24 protein-coding genes are annotated in these 24,680 nt (G+C 35.3%); 14 read left to right on the top strand and 10 right to left on the bottom strand.

The window, feature by feature from the left end; translation table 11 throughout:
- Positions 1-43: 43 nt before the first annotated feature.
- The 3 genes from ABM34_RS04040 to ABM34_RS04030 all read right to left on the bottom strand — a co-directional run bounded on the left by ABM34_RS04040 (position 44) and on the right by ABM34_RS04030 (position 2,328).
- Positions 44-838 carry an SDR family NAD(P)-dependent oxidoreductase gene (locus ABM34_RS04040; protein WP_048703635.1) on the bottom strand — a complete coding sequence of 265 codons (795 nt, stop codon included), beginning with the start codon at positions 836-838 and terminating at the stop codon, positions 44-46.
- Between the two features lie 112 nt (positions 839-950).
- Positions 951-1,259: a hypothetical protein gene (locus tag ABM34_RS04035; RefSeq protein ID WP_048703634.1), complete on the bottom strand. Its 309-nt coding sequence runs from the start codon at positions 1,257-1,259 to the stop codon at positions 951-953.
- Positions 1,260-1,398: 139 nt separating this feature from the next.
- The gene (locus ABM34_RS04030; protein ID WP_048703632.1) at positions 1,399-2,328 is read right to left on the bottom strand and encodes a DHH family phosphoesterase; all 930 of its coding nucleotides are present in this window, start codon (positions 2,326-2,328) and stop codon (positions 1,399-1,401) included.
- A 208-nt stretch (positions 2,329-2,536) separates the two neighbouring features.
- Between ABM34_RS04030 and ABM34_RS04025 the strand changes: the two genes are divergently transcribed.
- The 3 genes from ABM34_RS04025 (at position 2,537) to ABM34_RS04015 (ending at position 4,452) form a co-directional block, all read left to right on the top strand.
- Entirely contained in the window at positions 2,537-2,761 is a 225-nt protein-coding gene (locus ABM34_RS04025; RefSeq protein WP_048703631.1) for a P8 family protein, read from the top strand.
- Positions 2,762-2,944: 183 nt separating this feature from the next.
- Positions 2,945-3,448: a helix-turn-helix domain-containing protein gene (locus ABM34_RS12995; RefSeq protein WP_064505397.1), complete on the top strand. Its 504-nt coding sequence runs from the start codon at positions 2,945-2,947 to the stop codon at positions 3,446-3,448.
- A gap of 74 nt (positions 3,449-3,522) precedes the next feature.
- Positions 3,523-4,452 (top strand): IS30 family transposase, encoded by a 930-nt coding sequence (locus tag ABM34_RS04015; RefSeq protein WP_048703591.1) that lies wholly within the window; start codon positions 3,523-3,525, stop codon positions 4,450-4,452.
- 165 nt (positions 4,453-4,617) lie between these two features.
- On the opposite strand, the gene ABM34_RS04010 is transcribed toward ABM34_RS04015, so the two are convergent.
- Positions 4,618-4,926 (bottom strand): hypothetical protein, encoded by a 309-nt coding sequence (locus tag ABM34_RS04010; protein WP_048703629.1) that lies wholly within the window; start codon positions 4,924-4,926, stop codon positions 4,618-4,620.
- A gap of 17 nt (positions 4,927-4,943) precedes the next feature.
- On the bottom strand, positions 4,944-5,117 hold the full coding sequence (locus ABM34_RS13145) for a DUF6440 family protein (protein ID WP_157023213.1): 174 nt from the start codon (positions 5,115-5,117) through the stop codon (positions 4,944-4,946).
- A 262-nt stretch (positions 5,118-5,379) separates the two neighbouring features.
- Between ABM34_RS13145 and ABM34_RS04005 the strand changes: the two genes are divergently transcribed.
- The 5 genes from ABM34_RS04005 to ABM34_RS13335 all read left to right on the top strand — a co-directional run bounded on the left by ABM34_RS04005 (position 5,380) and on the right by ABM34_RS13335 (position 8,221).
- The gene (locus ABM34_RS04005; RefSeq protein ID WP_048703627.1) at positions 5,380-5,580 is read left to right on the top strand and encodes a cold-shock protein; all 201 of its coding nucleotides are present in this window, start codon (positions 5,380-5,382) and stop codon (positions 5,578-5,580) included.
- Between the two features lie 203 nt (positions 5,581-5,783).
- Positions 5,784-6,176 (top strand): hypothetical protein, encoded by a 393-nt coding sequence (locus ABM34_RS04000; RefSeq protein WP_048703626.1) that lies wholly within the window; start codon positions 5,784-5,786, stop codon positions 6,174-6,176.
- Positions 6,160-7,452 carry a Y-family DNA polymerase gene (locus tag ABM34_RS03995; RefSeq protein ID WP_048703624.1) on the top strand — a complete coding sequence of 431 codons (1,293 nt, stop codon included), beginning with the start codon at positions 6,160-6,162 and terminating at the stop codon, positions 7,450-7,452. The genes ABM34_RS04000 and ABM34_RS03995 overlap by 17 nt, the downstream gene beginning before the upstream one ends.
- A 12-nt stretch (positions 7,453-7,464) precedes the next feature.
- Complete coding sequence (locus ABM34_RS03990; RefSeq protein WP_048703622.1) at positions 7,465-7,818, top strand: hypothetical protein; 354 nt, start codon at positions 7,465-7,467, stop codon at positions 7,816-7,818.
- A 265-nt stretch (positions 7,819-8,083) separates the two neighbouring features.
- The gene (locus ABM34_RS13335; protein WP_198141160.1) at positions 8,084-8,221 is read left to right on the top strand and encodes a hypothetical protein; all 138 of its coding nucleotides are present in this window, start codon (positions 8,084-8,086) and stop codon (positions 8,219-8,221) included.
- A 116-nt stretch (positions 8,222-8,337) separates the two neighbouring features.
- Here the strand turns inward: ABM34_RS13335 and ABM34_RS03985 are convergent, their stop codons facing one another.
- Positions 8,338-8,685 carry a hypothetical protein gene (locus ABM34_RS03985; protein WP_048703620.1) on the bottom strand — a complete coding sequence of 116 codons (348 nt, stop codon included), beginning with the start codon at positions 8,683-8,685 and terminating at the stop codon, positions 8,338-8,340.
- Between the two features lie 211 nt (positions 8,686-8,896).
- On the opposite strand from ABM34_RS03985, the gene mscL reads away from it, so the two are divergent.
- The 5 genes from mscL (at position 8,897) to pnuC (ending at position 14,014) form a co-directional block, all read left to right on the top strand.
- Positions 8,897-9,292: a large-conductance mechanosensitive channel protein MscL gene (gene mscL / locus ABM34_RS03980; RefSeq protein WP_048706343.1), complete on the top strand. Its 396-nt coding sequence runs from the start codon at positions 8,897-8,899 to the stop codon at positions 9,290-9,292.
- 160 nt (positions 9,293-9,452) lie between these two features.
- Positions 9,453-10,679, top strand: coding sequence for an argininosuccinate synthase (locus tag ABM34_RS03975; protein ID WP_048703618.1), 1,227 nt, complete (start codon positions 9,453-9,455; stop codon positions 10,677-10,679).
- Positions 10,679-12,073, top strand: a complete 1,395-nt coding sequence (gene argH / locus ABM34_RS03970; RefSeq protein WP_048703616.1) for an argininosuccinate lyase — start codon at positions 10,679-10,681, stop codon at positions 12,071-12,073. Before ABM34_RS03975 ends, argH begins: the two co-directional genes overlap by 1 nt.
- Before the next feature lie 145 nt (positions 12,074-12,218).
- Positions 12,219-13,166 (top strand): phosphatase PAP2 family protein, encoded by a 948-nt coding sequence (locus tag ABM34_RS03965; RefSeq protein ID WP_048703614.1) that lies wholly within the window; start codon positions 12,219-12,221, stop codon positions 13,164-13,166.
- 125 nt (positions 13,167-13,291) lie between these two features.
- Positions 13,292-14,014, top strand: coding sequence for a nicotinamide riboside transporter PnuC (gene pnuC / locus ABM34_RS03960; protein WP_048703612.1), 723 nt, complete (start codon positions 13,292-13,294; stop codon positions 14,012-14,014).
- A 41-nt stretch (positions 14,015-14,055) separates the two neighbouring features.
- Here the strand turns inward: pnuC and ABM34_RS03955 are convergent, their stop codons facing one another.
- The 4 genes from ABM34_RS03955 to ABM34_RS03940 all read right to left on the bottom strand — a co-directional run bounded on the left by ABM34_RS03955 (position 14,056) and on the right by ABM34_RS03940 (position 22,109).
- Entirely contained in the window at positions 14,056-16,833 is a 2,778-nt protein-coding gene (locus ABM34_RS03955; RefSeq protein ID WP_048703611.1) for a hypothetical protein, read from the bottom strand.
- A 175-nt stretch (positions 16,834-17,008) separates the two neighbouring features.
- Positions 17,009-19,927 (bottom strand): hypothetical protein, encoded by a 2,919-nt coding sequence (locus ABM34_RS03950; protein WP_048703609.1) that lies wholly within the window; start codon positions 19,925-19,927, stop codon positions 17,009-17,011.
- 168 nt (positions 19,928-20,095) lie between these two features.
- On the bottom strand, positions 20,096-21,433 hold the full coding sequence (locus ABM34_RS03945) for a sensor histidine kinase (RefSeq protein WP_064505396.1): 1,338 nt from the start codon (positions 21,431-21,433) through the stop codon (positions 20,096-20,098).
- Positions 21,411-22,109, bottom strand: a complete 699-nt coding sequence (locus tag ABM34_RS03940; protein WP_048703603.1) for a response regulator transcription factor — start codon at positions 22,107-22,109, stop codon at positions 21,411-21,413. Before ABM34_RS03940 ends, ABM34_RS03945 begins: the two co-directional genes overlap by 23 nt.
- Positions 22,110-22,385: 276 nt before the next feature.
- Here ABM34_RS03940 and ABM34_RS03935 point away from each other — a divergent pair, with 276 nt between their 5' ends.
- Positions 22,386-24,641 (top strand): glycosyltransferase family 39 protein, encoded by a 2,256-nt coding sequence (locus ABM34_RS03935; RefSeq protein WP_048703602.1) that lies wholly within the window; start codon positions 22,386-22,388, stop codon positions 24,639-24,641.
- The last annotated feature ends 39 nt before the right edge of the window (positions 24,642-24,680 follow it).

Raw genomic sequence — 24,680 nt, 5'->3', positions numbered from 1 at the left:
AAATCAACAATTCTGTTTGAGAATTGTTGATCATATTTAGTTATTAAAAAATAGTTGGTACTAGTCCACCGTCAAGACGTAGTGCTTCTCCAGAAAATGAAGAGGCGTCAGGGCTTGAAACGAAGGCAACAAAACGTCCTATTTCAGCAGGGCGGATTAGTCTTTGAATTTGTGAACGAGATCGGTGATTCTTCATAAAATCTGCTTCCCAGTCAGATTTTGGAATATCAGAATCTTTGTACATTTCAGAAATCATATCCGATACACCTTCAGTAAGAGTCGAACCGGGCATTATGGTGTTTACTGTAACATGAGTAGCTACTGTGAGCTTAGATAAACTCTTTGCTAATGATAGATTCATGGATTTGGTCATACTATATTGGGGCATTTCACCTGATGGCATAACTGCTTCCTCACTAGCAATAAAAATAATTCGACCAAAGTCTTGATCTAACATTTTAGGTAAATAGAATTTTGCCAATGAGTTTCCAGCAAGGACATTTATTTCGAAAAATTTTTCCCAAGTTTTGTCTGATATATCGAAGTATTCCATTGGTTGGAAAATCCCCATGTTATTCACTAAAATATCTACTTTAGGGAATTTATCGAACAAATCCTTTCGGCCTGATTCTTCAGAAATATCGGCCGGAGCGCCTTGTGGATTAGTAGTTGGAAAATTACTCTTGATTTCATTGACAACATTATCAACGTCAACTTGTTTACGTCCATTTATAATGACATCCGCACCTTCACGAGCCATTTCAAAAGCGATTGCCTTGCCGATACCCTTAGTAGATCCCGTAATTAAAGCTAATTTGTGAGTTAAGTGTAAATCCATTCTGCACCTCCGAGGTATGTTTTCTTCAGTACTAATATATACCGTTTGAGAGGAAAAAATAGTAGGTACTTGAAAGTAACTAAAAAAGAATCCTGAGGGATCAGAATTCTTTCTAGTTGTATGATAAATGTCGCTCGTTTTCGTGTTCAAACTTTTCGTTATAAAATTCATTGGTGTCAACATCTACCAAGGTAATAATATCTGCTTGATAGGATGTTGGAATAATATAATTTGAGCGGGGAATATTTTTTCCATTTTCAGCAAGCATATCAATTTCGTCAACAATTCTATGTCTTGCTGCTTGCATTCCTGAATATGGATCCTCAGCATGAAGTGAAATATCAAAGTCTGGTATATCTATAAAGTATGGATAATAATTTCTTTTGCAATTTCGCATTATAATTGGGTATACGGCTTTCATAAGTGAGCCTCCAGTGGTTCATAATATTATTTCTATAGTGTAATAATAATACGTTAGAGGGTTGTGAAAATATTCATTTATATAATAATAAATTTGCTTTTTTGAGTAAAAAAAAGATTTAACAGGAATCTGTTAAATCTTAATGAGTAATTTTATCCATTTCATCTAGTAATTTTTGGACGTTATCCATGCTGTGAACATAAACTCCACTTGCTAGGGGATGTCCACCGCCACCAAACTTCACAGCAATTGAATTAATAGGGATTTCTTTTGAACGCAAATTACAACGGAATTTATTAGTTTCCTTTTCACTAATAATTGCCCAAGTGTTAACCTCATCAATTTTTCCGATAAGTGGTACAGCATAATCAAGCTCACCAGGATTTAGGTGGAAAATTTCGAGCAAATCTTTTTCTAGAATAATGTAGGCAAATCCTGAGTCAGTAATGGTAAAGTTTTCCAAAATATAAGCTTCTAAACGGGCAATTTCCATAGTCATTTGATCTTCTTGATGGCTAATCTCAGAAATATCGATACCGGTTTTAGCCAATTGTGCGGCAATATTTAGAGTTCGATAAGTGGCATCTGCGTAAAGGAATCGATTGGTATCACCGATGACGCCTGAATAAAGTAGCCTGGCGCTCTCTTTTTCGACGGGGAGGCCTAATTCATCAGCCAAGGTATAAATCATCTCAGCACAGCTAGAAAAGCTGTCGTCGACCCAGTTGATATTTCCAAATGGATCATCGTTAGGATGGTGGTCAATTTTAATGATTAATTCAGCATCCTTAAAGTGCGGATCATCATCAACCCTAATTTCATTGGCAGTATCAACTGCAATAACTAAGGAATCCTTATACTTGTTTGAAGGAACTTGCTGCATTTTTCCTAACCAGTCGAATACTTCGAGTTCAGTACCCGGTGTCAAAATGTTTTTTTGCGGAAAGGCATTACGGAGAATATTAGCTAATCCTAGCTGACTTCCAATCGCATCAGGGTCAGGATTTTGGTGTCTAATTATGATGATATCGTTGTACTTCTGGATTTCATGAAGAATTTTATCAAACATATGCACACCTCCTTATAGTTATTGTACTAGATAACTTTTAATAAAAGAAAATTATTATTCGTTAAGAAAAATATTCCATTTAATTAGTCACTGGCTAATTTATAGAATTTTATAACTTAATTTATTTTCCTGAAAAATTAAGGGGTTATTTGTGTCACTTTCTGAAAAATGACCTACAATGAGGTTGTAGCTAAGGAGGCTTCAAAATATGGCAGAATCAGATATTGCAACAGAACCTGAAGTTTTGAACATTAAGATGAGTGAGGCTTTTGACTGGAGCGACGACAAGACAATTGTCCGTGACGCAATCTGGAATCATATTATGGAAAGTAACGAACATAATACTGATGAAACTGAAAAAGCCATGATGCCATTTCTAAGTGACACTGATGACAACGTTAGAGCTTATGTTGAAAAGAACCTCAAAAAATAAATAAATTTTCCTCTAAACTTAAAAGTTTAGAGGATTTTTTTGTAAAAAATTTGAAACATTAGTTTAATATCGCCGTTATATTTTTAACATATTTATCTATGAGATCGTGTGCTTAGATTCTTTGCTAGTCATTACTACTGATACATAATATATTTAATGTACCAGTTAGGGAGGTTGACCAATATGCGTTTTGGTGAAAGGCTTAAGCAAGCTAGAAAAGAATCAGGGATTACACAGCAGCAATTGTCCAATAAATTGAATTTATCTAGACAAACGATTTCTAGTTGGGAAACAGGGAATAGCTATCCAGACATCGAATCTTTAATTCAATTAAGCAATTATTTTGATATATCGTTAGACGTTTTGATTAAAGACGATACGAATGTATCCGACGCGCTTAGTAGAAACGACATCTCAAAAAGATTACGATTATTCATTATCTTGCTGACTGTAGTAAATTTGATGTTTTTTGTTGTTAGGATAATAAATTCTGTTGGGTCGTTGCACGTTAGTGATGAAATGATCATTTCTGCTTTTGTAATATTTAATTCAGCTGTTTTGATTATGGCATCAATCTTTCAAATGAATTTAATGAAAATGAATTTTAAATGGTTGTCAAATAAGAACTTGGGAATTGCAATTTTAGTTTTTGTTATCTTAAATTGTAAGATTAATCCGAACACCTAAATAAAATAAAAAAACCCATAGTAAATGTTCTACAATGGTTAGCGACTAAACAGACCAGAAAGAAGACATTTACTATGAGCATATCTACTTTATCACAGTTTGAGCGCGGAGCCATATATCAATTATTAAAAGATGGTAATTCTCACAATGAAATTGCAAGAAGGATGAAGTTGTCCAAATCTACAATTAGTAATGAACTCAGCCGTGTCGATCCGTATGACCCTGTTCTGGCACAAGAGCACGCTGATAAAATGAGGCGCCATTGCGGAAGACAATCAATACTGTCAAAGGATAATGCCATTCTGATTAAGCAACACCTTGAGCTAACTTGGTCACCTGAACAAATAGCTAGTGAATTAAACCTGTGTTTTAAATCCATCTACAACTGGATTTATCAGGGGTTGATCGATTTTGATTCAGAACTATTATCAGATAAATCTCGTCGTAAAAAGCATAAACATGAGACACGTGGGACTTTCAAAGTTGATGAAACCATAGAGACGAGACCCGAAGAAATTAATACTCGTAAGACCTTTGGACATTGGGAAGCTGATACTGTCCTATCTTCACGTGGACAATCAAAGGCTTGCTTAGCAACGTTTGTAGAACGTAAGACAAGATTCGTCTGGGCGATTAAGATCAATGATCGTACTAAGGAATCAATGAATTCAGCGATAAAAAAGATGAAATCAATCTTTGGTGAAAACATTAAATCTATAACAGTGGATCATGGAAAAGAGTTCTCAGGATTCAACGACTTGGCCGATTATTACAATCTTCCAGTCTATTTCTGTCATCCATATTCACCATGGGAACGTGGAACTAATGAGTACTTCAATCGAAAACTACGTTGGTTCTTTCCAAAGAAAACAGACTTCAACAGTGTTTCTGAAGATGAGTTGCTGGAATCATTAGAATTGATCAATAATCGACCATTAAAAATACTTGGCTGGAACACGGCCATTGAGACGTTTAGGGATTGTGTATTGAAGTGTTCGGATTAAACTTGCAATCTCTCTTATTCTATCCATAGCATCTTATTTTATTAATTTTGTTGTCAGTGGATTTTTTGGTGGACTCTCAGGTGGTACTATCTTAATAATGATTTTCAAAAATATGAAAATAATGAATCCAAATAAAAAATGAGGCATATGCCTCATTTTTTTCATCTATACATTAAATCCACGGTTAGACAAAATACCCTTATCGCCGTCATCAGCAGGGACATAACCCTTCTTCAACAAATCATTAATATATAATCTGTTATAGAAGAAAGAGAAAATAATTCCTACAACTGAGAAACCGAATCCCATAGTAGGGATGCTTGCGATAATTTCAATTGCAAGGATAATCAAAAACCATTTTAGATCCCATCTGAAAACAGCAGGGATGAACCCAAAGAAAAATGTAGTCCAAGAAAATCCTACTTTTACTTGTTTTGTATCCCTTGTTGCATTATTAATTAAATTTACCTTCATAAAATTTCCCCCAAGAATTATTTTTTACGATATTCTTCGTTAACCTTTAAAGATCCGTCGGCATTGTATAATGGAGAAACGACGTCACCGTTTATAGCAGAATTCATTGCATATTCAACACCTGTTTCAGGATCAACGAAGATTGTAATGTATGAGCTACTGGTTAATTTAACGAATTTTTCTCTTTTCATGTGCCACGTCCTTATTTATTATTTGATAATTTAATATTAACATATCGGGAATTACCGGTATTTAAGTAAGTAATATGTCATATAAAAAAATAAATAGTATTAAATGTGCCAAATTAGTTCCCTTTTTGGGAAAAAGAAGGTATACTATCACTATTGTATTAAGAGTTGGTTAGAGATTTAATTTTTCGTACGAATGGTTACTTTCTGAAATTGGCTTAACAATGCAAAAAATTTGCGCAAAAAGCGCTGGAGGTTCTCATTCATGGAACAAGGTACAGTTAAATGGTTTAACCCTGATAAAGGTTTTGGTTTTATTACTCGCGAAGATGGTAGTGACGTATTTGCTCACTTCTCAGCTATCCAAGGAGACGGATTCAAGACTTTGGACGAAGGTCAACACGTAACATTCGACGTAGAAGACGGCGAACGTGGACCACAAGCTGCTAACATCGTTAAAGACTAATTAGCAGTCTATAAAGAAAGTCACAGAAATGTGGCTTTTTTTTGTGCCCAAAATTTGTAATTTAATGCAATAAAAAAATAAATATCTGTTTCTAACTTGCGAAATGGTGGGGTTTTACCTAATCAATATGGATCACTACTAATAGTTTTCTTGAAAATACGAACAAGTGTTCGTATAATGTTCATTAAAGGTTGGTGATTCAGATGGAACAAATTGTCCCACGTGAGAAATGGTTATATAACGATCGCGGCATGATGAAATGGATGGGCTGGTTACTATCTGATCATAGTGCATTCATGGAGGGTGAAAAAGTAAAGGAAAGACTTACACCCGTTAAACCTGAAATGGAAGTTGAAATTATTAGTGAACAGTTAAAGGATGCTTGGGAAAATTCTAAATCAGTATCTGTGCAGATTAATGTTTTAGAAAATGATGAATACGTTCCTGAAATAGAAGGCGTAGTCGTCGGATTTGATACTGGACGAATTTATTTGCAGCTAGATAGTGGAGAAACAAGATTACTTCATCTTGAAGAAATTCGCTGTGTAAACATACAAAAGAACGATAAGTGGTGGACGGATGGCTACGCCCTTTGATGATCCCAGTCGTTTACCATATAGGGATATCATGTGTATCGACTGTAAATCATTTTATGCAAGCACAGAGGCAATTCGTCGAGCTGAGTATCCGTTGGCTTCAAAAATTGCGGTCTTGTCTAGGGCAGAATCGAATGGTGGATTGATTTTGGCAGCGTCACCAGATACTAAAAAAGACTATGGGGTAAAGTTAGGCACCCGTAAATACGAGATTACTCCTGATATGGATATTCAGCTAGTAGCTCCACATATGAAGGACTATATAAAACTCAACTATCGAGTCAATCAAGTATTTAGACAGTTTACTGACGATCAACATTGGTTTGTTTACAGTGTTGATGAATCCTTTATTGACGTTACTCATAGTCACAAGTTATTTGGCAGTAATGATGAGATTGCTGCAAAAATCCAGGATAAAGTTTTTAAAGAAACTGGAATTGTTACCACAGTAGGAATTGGGCCAAATCCATTAATGGCAAAGCTGGCGTTGGACAATGCTGCCAAAGTTGAGGCACCATGGCGGGCTGAGTGGACTTATAAAGAAGTTTCTGACACGATATGGAAGATTCCTTCACTTACGGACTTCTGGTCCATAGGGGTGAAAACAGCTGGTAAATTAGAGCGAATGGGCATAACTTCCATTTATGATTTAGCACATACAGACAGAAAAAAATTAAACAAAAAATTTGGCGTACTTGGTGATGCGTTATATTTTCACAGCTGGGGTATTGATTATTCCGACTTAGCTAAAAGATATGTCCCACGAGCAGATAATAAAGGTTATGGAAACAGTCAGGTGCTAATGCGTGACTATACAACAAGAGATGATACTGAGACGGTTTTATTCGAAATTGCAGATCAAGTTGCAACTAGATTGAGGAAGCACAACGTTTTGGGTGAAGTTATTGGGATATCAGTTGGGTTTGCAGAACCAAATGAAAATAATCAACGAGGTTGGGGTGCACAGACCAAAGTGGATCCCACTAATCGCACAGATGATTTAATTCGTGCAGTAAAATATTTATTCGAGAAAAAATGGCAAGGTGAAGCTTTGCGGAGTCTGGGTGTCCGAGTAAATCGAGTAAGCAGACCTAGTACGCTTCAACTGTCATTGTTTGAAGGCAATGACCAGTATGATGCTAATTTAAGATTGGAACATACAATTGATCAAATCAGAGATAGATATGGTTATAAATCAATTGTTCGAGGGTACAGTAAGAAATCAGCAGGTACTGCAATCGATAGATCTAAGTTAGTTGGTGGCCATCAAGCATAGGTGGTGATTTATTTGTTAAAAGAATCGAGAGTTTTAATCGAAAACTTTGATAAACATTTTTTGAGAAAGTATAAATGGCGCTATCATTTAATGATAGTCGATAACCATTATTTCCATTGTTATAGCTTTTTCTTACAAGCGTATCGGGAGAAAGAAAAGGTTAGACATAGTTATGATTTGTTAGAAATTCCCCATAAAGATGAATTATATAAGCAAGTATTAGCAGATTTAAAAAATCATACACAATTATGGATTGAATATCGCGATACTAATCATTTAGTTCACCCTGGATTTGATATTGTTCATGACTTGTCTCACGGACATTATGGGTCAACAAAATATCATGCAAAAAATGATGAAAAGTAAGAATTGATGTGATGAATCATCTTGCTTATTAATCAAGAAAGAAAATGCTTACAAAAAAGTTAATTATTTTGAAAAAAGATGGAAATTCACTAAGAATACTGATGGAATGGGCTTTTATGCAACCGCAATCAACCGCATGAATATAGCAATACCAGCAGATTTTGAAAAAAATCGCAAATTGAGTTTGACAAAATTATCACAAACACATAAAATGAAATGTATTCGCTACCAGAATAATAATTATTATGAAAAATGGAGGTAAACAATGATTATGAAATATCGTGTATATTTAGATACTGACTCACAATTGTTTACTGTCGTAGATAAGAACAACACTAATGTTTCTGCCAACGGTACAACAATTGAAGAAGCTGTAACTAACTTAAAAGCTAAAGTTGCTTAAATAAAATAGCCGTGAAAATCAGTTCAATGATTTTCACGGCTTTTGTGTGTATAAATGAAAATGCTAATTAAATATTTGGTAACAAAAAGCACATCTCAATTGAGATGTGCTTTCGTTTATTTTTGAAGTTTGCCGTGATTTGTATAAAGAACTCCCCAAATTCCAGGAATTAGGTAGAGCTTAGGACCAACAAATCCAAGTGCAATTAAAATAATGGGATAGACATATGAGTTGTCACGATGAATATATTTAACCATAAAAAATGCTAGGACTTGTTCTAGTGCAAAGAAAAATGTGAGCAAAAGCCAAATTACAAATGAGAATGCTTTATCTTGCATGCTGAATGTTGAATCGCTAATAACATTGACAAGACCAATGAAGATTGACGAGCCGATGATGTATACGACAGTTTCAATCCACCATACTATCCAGCCAGATCTTTGAACTCCGGTAGTTGCTTTCATAAAAAAATTCCCCCTCTAATGGAATATTCTATTAATTGTAACATTTTGATAATTATACTATATACAATATTTCGATTTTTTTAATTTGAAGCTTGGTTTATTGAAAATTCACTCGAAAAAATTGCATAATCGAATTAAGCATATATCAGTCAAATTTGAAATAATTTAAAACTAATTATGCTGGAGATTAAATGTGATTGGAGTTTTGAACATGTTAAAAGAATTTAAGGATTTTATTGCTCGAGGGAATGTAATGGATTTAGCAGTTGGAGTAATTATGGGGGCTGCATTCACAGCAATTGTTACTTCATTAGTATCAAACCTTATTAATCCTTTGATTGGTTTAGTTTTGGGGAAAATTGATTTATCCAATATGGTATTCAAAGTTGCTGGAGCAAACTTTAAATATGGAAGTTTCATTGAATCAATTATTAATTTTCTGATTATCGCTGTAGTTGTGTTCTTTATTGTTAAAGGCGTAAATAGATTAATGAAAAAGTCTGAATCTGAAGAGGAAGATGATGATAAGCCAGATAAAGATGATGAGATGATCAAGTATTTAAAGAAAATCTCAGAGTCTGTCGATAAATCAAATTCTGAAAATTAGCTGTATCTTTCTGAAAATTAGAAACGTTCAAATACGCTTAATAATACAAATAAGACTATTAAATAAGTCTTTTAACTATAATCCCTTGTAATAAATGTAAATACGCGTTACTATTATTAACACAAAATTAATTTTTTTCTAATCAGTGGAGGGAACAGATATGACAGATACAAAGAAAGTAGTACTAGCTTATTCAGGAGGTTTGGATACTTCCGTAGCGATTCCATGGCTAAAAAATAAAGGATACGATGTTATTGCATGTTGTATTGATGTTGGCGAAGGAAAAGATCACGACTTTATCGAAAAGAAAGCTCTTAAAGTCGGTGCCGTTGACGCAGTTACAATTGATGCAGAAGACGAATATGCTGACAATTATGCATTAGTATCATTACAAGGTAACACTCTTTATGAGGGTAGTTATCCATTACTCTCTGCTCTATCTCGACCACTGATAGTTAAAAAGTTAGTAGAAGTTGCACAACAAAAAGGTGCCGTAGCAATTGCTCACGGATGTACTGGTAAAGGTAATGACCAAGTTCGTTTCGAAGTTGGTATTCACGCTTTAGCACCAGACTTGGAAGTTCTAAGTCCAGTTAGAGATTGGCACTGGTCACGTGAAGAAGAAATTGACTATGCTAAGAAGCATGATATTCCAGTTCCTATCGATTTGGACTCACCATACTCAATCGATGCAAATATTTGGGGACGTGCTAACGAATGTGGTGTTCTTGAAGACCCTTGGGTTGAAGCACCAGAAGATGCCTTTGGATTAACAAATCCTATTGAAAAGACACCAGATCAACCAACAACTTTGACAATTAAATTTAACCAAGGTGTTCCAGTTTCAATTAATGATGAAGAGATGAAATTCTCAGAAATTATTGAAAAATTGAACAAGATCGCCGGCGAAAATGGTGTTGGTAGAATTGACCACATCGAAAACAGATTAGTTGGTATTAAGTCACGTGAAATTTATGAATGTCCAGCAGCTATGGTATTAATCAAAGCTCACAAGGAACTCGAAGATTTGACTACAGAACGTGATTTGGGACACTTCAAACCAGTCATTGAAAAAGAATTAACAGAAATTATTTATAACGGACTATGGTTCTCACCATTAATGGAATCATTATTGGCATTCTTGAAAGAAAGTCAAAAAGATGTTACAGGTGTTATCAGATTGAACCTATTCAAAGGTAATATCTGGATTCTTGGACGTAAAGCTGACAAGTCATTGTACGATTTGGACCTTGCTACATACACATCAGCTGATTCATTCGATCAAGAGGCTGCTAAAGGATTTATCAAACTATGGGGTCTTCCAACACAAGTTAAGGCTCAAGTAGACCAAAAGAACGCAAAGAAACCAGTTAACGAGGGCAAATAATGAGTACCAAAAAATTATGGGGTGGTCGTTTTCAAGCTCAAGCTGAAACTTGGGTAGATGAATTCGGCGCATCAATAAGTTTTGATCAACTCATGGCCGATGAAGATATTGAAGGATCTTTGGCACATGTAAAAATGTTGAAGAAAACTAAAATATTGAATGAATCAGATAGCAATCAAATCATTGCTGGACTTGAGAATGTTCGTAAAGAATTACACGAAGGAAAACTAGAGTTCACAGTTGAAAACGAAGATATTCATATGAATATTGAAAGTATTTTAACTGATGAAATTGGTCCGGTAGCGGGTAAATTGCATACTGGACGTTCACGTAATGATCAAGTTGCGACTGACTTTCATTTGTATGTCAAAAATCGTTTACCAAAAATAGTTGAAGAAATTCAAACTATCCAGAAAACACTAGTAGAGTTAGCTGAGAATAATGTCGAAACAATTATGCCAGGGTATACACATCTTCAACATGCCCAGCCAATTTCGTACGGACATTATTTGATGGCTTACTATTCAATGTTTAAACGTGATGTTGAACGATTCCAGTTTAATATGAAACACGCAGACATCTCACCACTTGGTGCTGCAGCATTAGCAGGAACAACTTTCCCAATCGATCGTGAGTTTACTGCGAAAGAATTAGGGTTCGCTGACGTCTATAGTAATTCTTTGGATGCAGTGTCTGACCGTGATTTTGCATTGGAATTCTTGAGTAATGCATCTATCTTAATGATGCACTTATCACGTTTCTGTGAAGAAATTAGTATGTGGGTTAGTTATGAGTTCAATTATCTTGAACTTAGTGACAAATACACTACTGGTAGTTCAATCATGCCTCAGAAGAAAAATCCCGATATGGCAGAATTGATACGTGGTAAGAGTGGTCGTGTTTATGGTCACTTACTTGGATTGCTCTCAACTATGAAGTCATTGCCATTAGCTTATAATAAGGATCTTCAAGAAGATAAAGAAGGTACCTTTGATACAGTTAAGACCTTGTTGCCAGCACTTCGTGTGTTCAATGGGATGATTTCAACCTTAAATGTTAAAAAAGATAATATGCGTCATGCAACCGAAAATGATTTTTCTAATGCAACTGAACTTGCAGACTATTTAGCTACTAAGGGTATTCCATTTAGAGAAGCCCACGGTATTGTTGGTCAACTTGTTCTTAAAGGATTAGAAAACCATCAGAACCTTCAAGATATTACGATGGACGAATTTAAAAAGATTTCTCCATTAATTGAAGATGACGTTTATGAAGTATTAAAACCTGAGATTGCTGTTGAGAGAAGAAACTCTCTTGGTGGTACAGGATTTGCTTCAGTTAGAAAACAAATTAAAGATGCTAAGGCTGAATTAAACGCAGTAGTATCTGAATAACAATTAGCTTTTGGACTTAATAGTTCAAAAGCTTTTTTATTGCCTAAATATTTAAACATTTTTTAAATTGATAAATGAATTAATGAATTTATTCACATAAATGCTAATATGTAAGCGTATTAAATATGTATAGGGGAGAAGTACAATGGGAGTAAAAGTAAGCAAATTTATGTCCTCACCAAGTAAGGTGTTTTACACCGCAGCAATCACAATTATTGCGATTATGTTAATTGGTACAGGATTTGACTGGCAAATTTCTCAAGCAATCATGGATCAAAATTCATGGTTCTCGACAATTTTCCAAGATTTCGGTCTATGGCCAATTCCATTTATCATCATGCTAAGTTGTATGGTAATCATTAATTATGGTTATCGTGCAAAGGATAAGCCTTGGTTTGTTCGCTGCAGTATGATTATTGGTGGATTTGTTCTATCAGGTTGGCAACTATGGGCCAACTATTTAAAGACAACTGTCTATTACGCCTTAACATTAAATGACAATGTTAAAAAAGGATTGCCAGTTGGACAAGCAAATAGTGATGGTGGAAACTTACACTTATCATTTTTAGGTAACTTTACTATTTGGATTATTATTTATTTAGTATTCTTTTTCATTGCACAAATTTGGTTATCACGTAAATCTGATGAGCAAATGACTTATTTAGTTAAAGTTGCCGTTGTAGCAACACTTGCAAGTATTGTTGCAAATGATATGAACGCTGCAATGAAGACTTATTGGGGAAGATGGAGACCTTATGAATTAGCAGGTAACCATGCACACTTCACAAATTGGTTCCAACCAAATGGAGCTAACAATCACATGAGTTTCCCATCTGGTCACACAACTGCCGCAGCCGGAATTATGTTATTACCAATGTTCGTTGATCGTGCCAATGTTAAATTACAAAAAATCGCATTTTGGTGTGGATTAGCATATTGCATCTTGATGTGGTCAACTCGTGTTAGAGTTGGTGCTCACTTCTTAACAGATGCTACTTCTGGTCTTTGGACTGTATGGTTTGTATTCTTTGTTGTATTGAGCATTACGGGAATGCATCTGGTTGAATGGAAAAAGGATCCAATATTGAAGTAACACCATATATGGTGTTTAACCAATTCGTTTATCACAATATATATGTAAAAATACTAGAATTTATATTTTGAGAATGATATGCTAATAGACGTTGTTTTAAAAAATGTTTAGAGGGTGTATTCAAAATGATGGTTATCAACGATTTTAAAGGATGGAGTAAATCAAGTTATGGATTGTTAGCATTAGGTATTATCATGCAAGCAATTATCTTGGTTAGTGCAGGTGATTATTCACCGTTAACTTTAATTACTACATTAGGTGCGATATTAGGTGTTACATGTGTACTAATGATTAGTAATCGTAAAGCAAGTAACGGAATTTTTGGAATCGTTTCGGCAATCATCATTATCTTTAATGCGATTATCAATAAAGTATATGCTGATGCATTATTGCAGTTTGCATATATTTTTGTATTAGATATTCCAGTTTTGGTAGCATGGACAAAACATGAAGATGATACAGGTAGTGCGGAAGTTTCAAAACCACTTCACGGATTTGCACAATGGACATATGCCATTGTTGGTATGTTAGCAATTTGGGGAGTATCATATTTAATTCTTAAACAATTTGGTGATACTCAACCCGTTGTTGATGCATTAGGATTCTCAATTGGTATGATTGCATCAATTTTATGTGTTAAAAGAATTAAGACACAATTTATTTTCTGGTTTGTCCAAGGAATCGTGTCAATGGTTCTATGGATTCGTGCATCAATGATTGCCGGAAATGGACTAATGAGTCCACTTGGTTTCATGTATGTAATCTACATGCTAAATGATTTGGTAGGTTGGATTACTTGGTCACGTGCCGAACATAAAGAAAAAGTTACTGCTAACGCAGAAGCTTAATATACAAAAACAGAGGTATCCATGCGGATGCCTCTGTTTTTTTACAATGAATTGGTTATTGACCATTCCCAATTGCTTGAATATTCGCCAGATTCAGCTTTAGGAGAATTATTGATTTCCATTTGTAAGTGTTGTTTTAGTAAGTGTGTTAATTCATATTTTTTGTACCATTGATCTTTGTCAGGCAAGATATCCGTAAAAATAGGATGTGCATTATCAGAAATTAGATGTTTATTTTGCCAAGTGACGGTTGTTGAAATTTTTTCGTTGGCTGGTTTTGCATTTCCAAATAATTTATCTAACTGCGATCCATGATCAATATTCCTGGAGAATTCTCTAATATGCAATGTTAGCGTGAGGGGGATGGCTGATTTTTCACGATAATCTTTTATAGTTAAATCACCAGTATATTTTGGATTAAGTTTTTCAGTCCCATTATTTGCTAAGCTAACACGACCAAAACTTATTTTTGAAGGAACGATTAATTCAACATCTTCAGGCTGATGCTTGAAGTAAAAAGTTTGCTGATTAGAATTACCTTCCGAATCAGTTATTGTAAAAGCCAATTGATGTGTTTTAACATCATTTAACTGTTCAATCGAATAATTTGGTAGCTTCCATTTGGTTGATTCGCCTGGAGTGGGATTATCTTCGTGTAATAATAATGTTTTTGATGCTGCTTTTTTATTCTCTTTAGGATCCAATTCATAATAAATTGAAACAGATTTACTGTCAGAATCAGACCAAGACCCGGAGATATTTAACATTTCGTTCTTTGTGAAATACGGATTATCATCCGATGAAATTCGAGATGGAGAGTCGATCTCCAATTGTGGAATTTTACTAGATGTATTATTTATTTTAATAATTGATGTCTCAATGCCAGAAAGTATACCAGTTTCACTTTTTGCGAAAACACGGATTATATGAAATCCCGAAGTTAATTCAGATAATTCAATAGGTAATTCGAATTCGTGTGGGATTCCGTCTTTAATTTCTTCCGGTGTCTGTTCTTTTGAAGCACTGGTTATTTTTTTACCGTGTGTCGTGTTTTTGTCGTCAATAGTATAAAATACATCAACTTTTTTGTTAAAATAATCAAACCAATTTCCGGTTATTGTCATATTTTCATCTTTACGATTTAAGTTAATAGGAGAATCTTCGGTTCCAGGATGGTGTAGTTCGATATGTGGTTTTCTTTTTACCTCAATATCCAATCTAGTATTGTAGCTCATCGAGACTGAGTCGCCTATATTTAAGCGTTGATTTTTGGTATGCATTGAAATTCCAGAATCCCAATTTTTATTAATAAATGGTTTTCCAGCTGGAATGTTTTCAAATTTGTCACCAGTATCATCGATATCTTTGAAACTGTCGTGTAGTCCACCAAGCTCATTACTTTTTTCTATCCAAGGAAATTTGGAGTCCTTGCCATCAAAAAATGTTGATTTTGTACCACGGATTGCCCATGCATAAGGAGAATCTTTGTAATCATTTAACCTAACTTGATATCTTCCCACGAAATTTTCATTTGTTGCATAAACGCCTTGGTTTTTACCAAGTGATCGTAGCTTGTTATCTTGTCCATGGGATGGGGGCGTATTATTTTTCATGAAAGTGATGTCTCTGAAATTATAGCCAGTGAAGTTGTTGATATCTGAATGTCCAACGTTTTTAAAAGAAATAGTAACTTTAACTCGATTGTTTTTATTGAATTTTTGAGTAGTAGACACTTTGATTTTTTTATTGTCATAAATCTGACAATAAGTTAAACGTTGTTCTTGTATGTGAGTGATTGGATCCATTCTTATGTATAATTTTACTGAGCTTGTATCCATACCAATGTTTGATAGTGGACCGAAAATAGGTTTGAAGTCGGGTCCAACAATTCTAGGCTTTTTGACGTTATGTCCCCAAATTGAGGCGTATTCAGCCAAGTTGGTAGTCGTGAAATTACGTTGTGATCCTCTATATTTTTTCTCAACCAGACCATCTCCATACGTTGCTGTATAGAAGTTATTTCTCGAATATTGTTGCTCCTCATAGGGATTCGTATCTTTAGGAACCTCAATCATAGTTGAATTTGCGGCTGTCACATTGTTAATGCGACCATTTCCGTCAGGATGATTAACAGCTACTGATTCTGAAACATACATTCTACTAAGTGCATAGTTTAATGATCCAAAGTATATGGCAGGATAAATTGAGCTACCGTCCGATTGAGGTATCGGGTTACCAAGGGTTATCATCATTCGCGTAGCCCTAATCCAATGGGAATCCGGATCTTCTTCATTGTCATTACTAGTTTTAGAAGCCTTTTTCTCAGAAGGAGAGTCGTACTTCATTTCTTGTTCAGAATCTGGACTTTCAAATTCTTCTTGGTTGTTAAATGATTCATCAGCCAAAACGTTTTTATCTAAATCGGAAAATTGTATTTCAATTTTATTTTGATTAATTGTTTCTATTTCAAATTCACCATTACTGTCAAAATCAATATTTTCTTTGAGGTTAATAATGAACCTATCATTTTCAGTATCAACACCGATATTATCCTTACCGAAAGTCTTTTGAAGGGCTTCCAAATTAATATTTCTAAATTGTGGACTTGTCAAAATAAGGATTGGTTCATTTTGAGGCATTTGGTAATTCACTTTTATTTTAGTTTTGTTTTCATGGATAGAGACTTCACCAAATTTGACGATTTTCTCAATTGATGAGTCTTCAGCATATGAAGGGGATTGTGGTGAACACAAAATAAAAATGCCGGTTAGTACTGACATTGTCAGCGCCAAGAAGGCGATTGTTTGTTTTCTTATCACTTTTTTCTCCTTAATTTAATTAATAGCTTACAATAATATCACGCGGTGAGATGTTATTCGTTTTCAAAACGCGGAAGAATTCCTGGTGGGAATTGGACAGTATTACAACAATATTTTTCTAAAAAAAATATCGGGAACATATTCAAAATTAAATATGTTTCCGATAAATTTTTAATTAAAGCGATTCAACTGCCGTCCAAGTCCATTTACTTTTGAACTTACCTGAATTAATTTCAGGTATTTTTTGTATCTTCATTTTTAAATTATCAGTAATTTTACTAGTTAGATCAGTTGATGTTAACCACTGATCGGTTGATTCAATTCCATCTGCAATAACGAAATCGTTACTACGAAAAGCGTATTGTTCGTTCCAATAGAAAGATGTTTCAAGCTCGATATTTGCTTGAGGATCATTTTCATCAGAACCGTTTCCACCTGGGATTGAGTTAGTAACCAGTTTAAATTTCTCAATATTCAACATAACTTTTAACGGTTTGGAGTTACCACGTCGATAGTCATTAACTTTTAAAAGTCCACTTGTCGATGGGACAGCATGAATAGTTTTACCAGGAACTAATTGTTTCATACCGAATTCAATGTTTTGGGGAGCTGTAATATCGAAGTCACCGACTGCATGTCTAAAGTAGAGAGTGTCAGTATCTTGATATTCACCGTCGTCAATCGTTACGGTGATCGAATGAGTTTTGACATCGTTGAAATCTTTAATTGAAAAATCTTCGATGCCCCAATTGATATTCTTTCCTGGACTTGAATTATTTGCATCCTTTTCAATGATGTGGGGATGTTCCACGTCTCCATCAAACACATAAGACAGGGTGACCTTTTCACTATCTGAGTCGGTCCAAACACCTTTTAGATCAAACATTTCAAATTTTGGTATATGTGGATTACTCATTGATGTTCCACGTTCTGGTGACATGATCATCAATTTAGGGACTGAAGTTGCTTCAATTGGAATGAAGATTACATTTGTCTTTAAATAAGAAAATTGCTTTTCTATATTTGGGTCGGACGGTTTTTGTTTGGTTGTATCATTTTCAGCAAAAACCCGAATCGTATGATAACCAGGTTTCAAATTTCTCAACTTGATGTCTTTTGAAAATTCATGTGATTGGCCAACATATTTTTCATCTTCTGTTTGTGATTCGTATCCAGGTTTACCATTCTTATCGCGTGTTAAAATTTTACCATTTTCCATATTTTCATCGTCTAGGGTGTAGGTAACTTTTACACGATCATTCTTGTAGTCGTACCAATATCCAGCAAGATTATATGACGTTGCATCTTTTTCAATCATGATGGGTTTTTCTTTTGTACCCTCATCGTATAAATCAACATTGGGATGTGATTTGACCGAAATGTCCAAATTCGTTGCATAAGTCATTGAAACGGATTGTCCCACTTCGAGAGATTGGTCTTCAGTATGCATTGAAACTCCAGAATCCCAGCCTTTGGATTGTATCCATCTTTTACCAGCACCAGGTTCGTGGGTTTTGTCACCAACATCGTTGATATCTCTAAATGCGTTTGGTAGATTGTCGTATTCTGATTCACCCTTTAGATTGAAGGGGAAACCAGTTTCCTTACCAGTAAAGAATGATGAAGCGGTACCACGACCAGACCAGGCATAAGGAGAATCAGGGAATCGATTAAGGTAAAATTCTGCTCTTCCTTCGAACTTTTTGTTATTAGTGTAAATCCCTTGATGACTTCCCAAAGAGTATAGGGGAGCAGCACGCATAGCGTCACTACTTTTGTGATTCTTCATAAACGAGACATCTCGGAAAGTATATCCAGTAAAATGGTCAAGATTATCACGACCAACATTTTTAAACTCAGTTCTAATAGTAACGGTATTTTCGGCATCAAAACTCTGAGTCGTTTTGATAAGTACGGATTTACTTTTGAATTGTTGAACAAATGTTAGTCTTTGTTGAGTCAGACCAGTTCTTGGGTCAGTTCGAGAATAAAGCTTTGGAGATTCCTCATACATTGAAACTCTAGAGCCGTCACCTTTATAGTCAGGACCAACAATATTTGGCTTCCAATAGTTTTCAGCAGGGCGCTTAAAATTGTAAAGATTAGTCGTGATGAAATTTCTTTGCGAGCCCCAATAATGACCCTTACCAGTCATTCCATCACCATATGTCATTGTATAAAAAGTATTTTTCTCTTTGTTTTTCTTAGATTGGTGTTCGTACAAGTCTCCATTTTTGGGAACTATAATGACTGCCGAGTTAGCAGCCGTGATATTGTTTTTACGTCCGTCACCCAGTTCTGAAAAAATTTCTGGATGAATTGGACGTCCACCAATCGCATCACCAACGCTAATTCCTTCAATCGCGTAGTTTAGCGCCCCAAAATATAGAACTGGAGTAACGCTATTTCCTTTGTCATCTTTGGTGATATTTCCTGTTGATAGCAACATGTGTTTTGACTGTGTCCAACCACTTTTTGCATCAGTCTCGTCGTCTGTAAGTTCAAGCTTCCCTGCATCTGAATCGGAATTTGTGTCATCATCTTGAGCTTCTTGGTCATTTTGATTTGAAGATTCATCGTCTTGAGTCGCAGTCTCATCGGGTTTTTCTGAATCGGGTTCGGCAGGTGAGGGGATAAGTGAACTCTCGTCAAAATTGAATACTTTGAAAGCTAGAGTAGTATTCTCAATACCTTCAATTAACAATCTGAACTCACCGTCGGTTGTAGTTTTTAAAATGAATTCGCCAGCATTTTTCTTATCCATGTGGTCTTTTAAATTAATAGTGATAGCTTCATCTTCCGAATTTAAACCAACATGTTCCTTGCCAAATTCTTTTTGCAAATCATCCAAGTCAATTTTTGTAATTTGAGGTGACTTCAATGTTATGACAGGTTTACTAGTTTTAAACTTGTATTTGATTTTAATTGATAAAGTGTCACTGTCATTTTTTTCTTTTTCTAACGTTACTTCTGAATCAACGTCTGGGGAAATATTTGATTGTATTTTTTCCAGCGGAGAGAATCCCATCAAGACGGAAAAAAATCCCAGAGAAAATATGAATATTAGTGATATGAGAAGTTTTTTTGATCGCATGCAATGTCTCCTTTAATAGTTATTAAATTCACAGACATGAATCATATCATCTATCCATTAGTGGAGGCTGTTAAAAAAGATAAGAAATCCTATTGTGAAACATGCTACTTTCAATCAGTAAATTCATTGAAAATACAAAAATACCACTCATAAAATGAGTGGTATTTTTTATACTTTATGTTTGATAGGCAATTCTACAACAAATTTACTGCCTTGAGGTTTGTTATCTTCAATGTAGATTTTCCCGTGGTGTGTATGAACAATTTGTTGGGCAATAGAAAGTCCTAATCCATGACCACCGGTAGCTTTAGTTCTTGATTTATCGACACGATAAAATCGGCCAAAAATTTTAGGCTTGTCTGCATCAGAAATGCCGACTCCAGTATCGGACACTGTAATGTAATATTTATTGCCATCAGCACGATCAGAAATTTTTATTGTCCCATTTTTTGGTGTGTACTTAGTAGCATTGTCTAAAAGAATAATTAGAAGTTGCTTTATTTTATCTCGATCAACTTTTAAATTTACATCCTTATTAACATCTATTTCAAAGTGTTTACCTTGAGACTCTATTATTTCTGTAAATGGTTTTATCGGATCTGACATAAAAAATTCTGGTTTAGTTATTTTAAAATCAACTTTATTAGTTGCGGAATCTGCACGAGCAAGTTCCAACAAACTGTTTGTTAATGAATTCAACCGATTGACCTCATCTAATGAAACGGAAATGGATTCGGCCTCGTCAAGAATTGTATTATTTGGTTTAGTTAGCAAGTATTCCATCTTACCTTGGATAATTGCTAGTGGTGTTCTTAATTCATGAGCCGCATCGTTAACAAATTCACTCTGTTGCTTCCATGATTTGATAATTGGACGCATTGTGAGTCGTGTGAGCAAGTATGAAAGTATTAACGAAATAATCCAGAATGCGCCGAATGAAATAATCAATATTCTCTCAAAATTTTGCAAAGAGGTCATTTGTCCATCGATATTTTGAACGACTGTTACGTAATTTCCGGCGTACATTGGATTGGAATTGTTTTTCGACACTTTGATAACTTGAATGCGAAAGTTCATATCGTTGATGTTAATGTTTTGCTTTTTATTCAAATCACTTTTTTTAAGTGGAAGATGTTTTAAAACTGTATATCTGTTACCAAGGCTGGCTTTGTTCAAAAGTTTTCCTTTAGTTGTGTAAACCAGGATTGAACTTTGGAATGGGGCCTTATTGTCGGGATCATTTTTTTTATTATTGTTGGGATGAATATCTCGATCAGGGGCATGTATTTCGTCTTCTATTTTAGGTGTTGGAGGGTTTTTGATCATTTTAACTTGATTATTAATGCCGTGATCAATACCCGAATAGGTCGTATTCTCAAAAGTATTATAGATAATCATGCCTAATGAAATAAACAATATGGCAAAGGTTGCCATCAATAGTAAAAACTGTTGATTAGTTTGTCTTCGGGTTATTCGGTTTAACCTAGTTTTTCGCTTTTTTTTCATTTTGGAAGATGTACCCAACATTTCTGATTGTCTTAATTAGATAATCATTATTTGAAGCACGGAGTTTCTTACGCAAGTTGCTCATATAGACTTCGACGACTGTGATTGAAGTGTCTGAATCAAAACCCCAGATACGTTCAAAAATCTGATCCTTTGTCAAAATCGTATTTTTGTTTTGAACCAGATAAACGAGTAAGTCATATTCTTTACCATTGAGCGAAATTGGTGTTCCTTCAACGATGACCTCATGATTATTTAGGTTAATTTCAATATCATTGATCTTCAAGATAGAATCGTCAGCCATGGCACCACTTCTTTTAAGTAGGGCTTTAACCCTGACTTGAAGTTCTTCACGATGGAACGGTTTGGTTAAGTAGTCATCAGCTCCTAAATCAAATCCTCGTAATTTGTCATCAAGTTCGGCTTTAGCTGTCAAGATCAATACTGGCGTCGTAATTTTTTCATTTCGGATATTTTTCAAGATGTCGTATCCATTCATCCCTGGAAGCATGAGATCCAAAATAATCAGATCATAGACGCCTTCAACGGCATCAAATTTCCCGGAAAGGCCGTCATTTTCAACGTCTACATTTGCAAAGTCTGACAAGAATGACTCAATGTTTTTTGCTAAATCTACATCGTCTTCAACGACCAAAATTTTAATATTGTTGTCCATGTAAAACTCCTATCTCTATCAAATGTTTATTTCATTATAGATTGTCGCGGTAAATATTATATTGTTTTTTGAGAAAAATCAAATTTTTCTATATTTAATATTATTTAAGCTAAGTTTAAGCTCACTCGATTATTCTGTATTCAACGTTGAAAAAGGGAGTGAGACAAATGAGGAAGTATTTAAAGAAATCAACACCAATTTATATTTCGATGGTGCTATACGCTGCAATTTGTTTCCTAGTAAACATCGCCCTTTAAGTTAGGAGAATAATAATACATGGAATCAAATGAACCACGTAATACAAAAAGGCAAGGTGGATTCATTGCCAAATTGAAAAACGTCAAATGGGATTATTGGTTAATTGCAATTTTGATTTTAGCCGCATTCTTATACGCGTGGAATATTTGGGAATCTACCGAGGCCAATAATTTCTATACGTCAGCTATCGTAAGTATGACGCAAAGCTTTAAGAATTTCTGGTATGCCAGTTTTGACCCGGCAGGGTACATAACGGTTGATAAACCACCTGTAGCTTTATGGTTTATGGCAATTAGTGCCAAGATATTTGGAGTTCATGGATGGAGTGTTGTTCTTCCATCAATTCTGTTTGCAATAGGATCGGTATATTTAATTTATGCATTGATTAAAAATAGATTTGGACGCATTCCAGCTAGGATTGCTGCATTAATTATGACAATTACACCGATTGCGGTCGCTGACTCAAGAACAAATAATATGGATGCAACATTGATTTTCTTCCTGTTGCTGTCAGTCTGGTTTGTACAAAAAGCAGTTTTCAAAGGTCAACAAAGATACCTCTGGATTGGTTTTTCTTTAATGGGTATCGCATTTAACGTAAAAATGCTTCAAGCATTTATGATTTTGCCAGCCTTATATTTCTACTACTGGATTGCTACAAAAATCAACTGGAAGAAAAAGTTGGCACATTTGGGAATAGCTTCATTATTTCTAATCGTGTTTACATTAATTTGGCCATTATCGGTTGACATGACAAATCCCAATAATCGTCCATACGAGGGTGGATCCGAAACCAATTCAGCTCTCGAATTAGCTTTTGGATACAACGGTACGCAACGTCTAATGGGGCAAACTACTGGTACTGGTGGAGCATTTCCCGGTATGGGCAATAACAAGAAGAGCTCAAAAACTAGTATGGGAACCCCTCCAGGTGGAACGTCATCAAAGAAGGGTTCACAAGGTACACCTCCAGCAATGCCTGGTGGATCAAAGAGTAGTAAGAATTCTCAAGGCGGACCTGGTGGTCCTGGTAACAGTAAAAAAGGTGGCGGAGGTGGTGCCTTTAACACTGGTAACAAAGGCCCATTCCGTTTATTTGGACAAGAACTTGGTCCACAAATTAGTTGGTTATTAATCGTCGCAATACTCGGTTTCTTCTCAAGTTTCTTCTATTATAGAGGCTCGAAAATGAAACGCTGGTATTCACTAACACCACAAAGAAAAGAATTATGGTTGTGGGCAGGTTGGTTAGTTCCAGTCTTTGGATTCTTCTCAGTTGCTGGATTCTTCCATCCTTATTACACGATCATGTTGGCACCAGCCATTGCTACACTCGGTGGTGTCGGAATTTATTCAATGTTCAAGCAGTGGCGTCATAAGTCAGTCTGGTCATTAATGTTACCAACCGCAATACTCTCAACAAGTTTGTTGCAGGCATGGTACATGTATGAGTATTATCCAGTGCTTTCTTGGATATTAGCAGGATTGGGTACATTAGCATCAATCGCAATGTATGTAATTCCATGGATGTCTAAAAAATTGATTGAGAACAAAACTTTACCAATAGCTGGTGTGATTCTAATCATGCTCGCACCAACTTGGTGGTCTTTAACACCAACAATTTCAGGTGAGAGCTCAGGTATGCCGACAGCTGGTCCAGACTTACTTTCTAACCCTGGTTCATCCGGCGGAGGTATTGGTTCAGGTTCAACTAATAGTAAATTACTAAGTTATCTTGAAAAACACCAAGGTAATGCAAAATACCTATTTGCTACAGATGATTCAAGTACTGCTGCTCCATACATTATCAAAACTGGAAAAGCAGTCATGGCAATGGGTGGATTTAATGGTACTGATCAAGCAATCACATTGGCTCAATTTAAGAAAATGGTTAAATCTGGTGAAGTTAAGTATTACTACTCAGGCGGTAAAACAGGTAGTGCGAATACAAAAATTGTTAACTGGATTAAGAAAAATGCTAAGAAAGTGACTATCAAGGGGCTTTCAACAACATCAGTAACATCGTCTTCAAGTGAGACATCGCAAATGGGTGGAGCACCTGGACAAGGCGGACAGGGTGGACCTGGTCAAGGTGGAACACCACCAACTGGTACCAAACCAAGTGGGGTAAAACCATCTGGAACAAAGGCACCAAGTTCATCAACAATTAAGAAACCTTCAAACTCAAAAGGTGGAATGCCTGGTGGCGGAATGGGTGGCCCTGGTGGATCGTCATCTGGAACACTTTATGATTTATCAAGTATTTATAAATAGATAAAAGCTAATCAAGTAATTAGGAAAGGAAGCTATTAT

Origin of the sequence: Companilactobacillus ginsenosidimutans (genome assembly GCF_001050475.1) — a bacterium.
GTDB classification, from domain to species: domain Bacteria; phylum Bacillota; class Bacilli; order Lactobacillales; family Lactobacillaceae; genus Companilactobacillus; species Companilactobacillus ginsenosidimutans.
The sequence above is the reverse complement of the archived record's forward strand: the minus strand, read 5'-3'. Positions and strand labels throughout refer to the sequence as shown.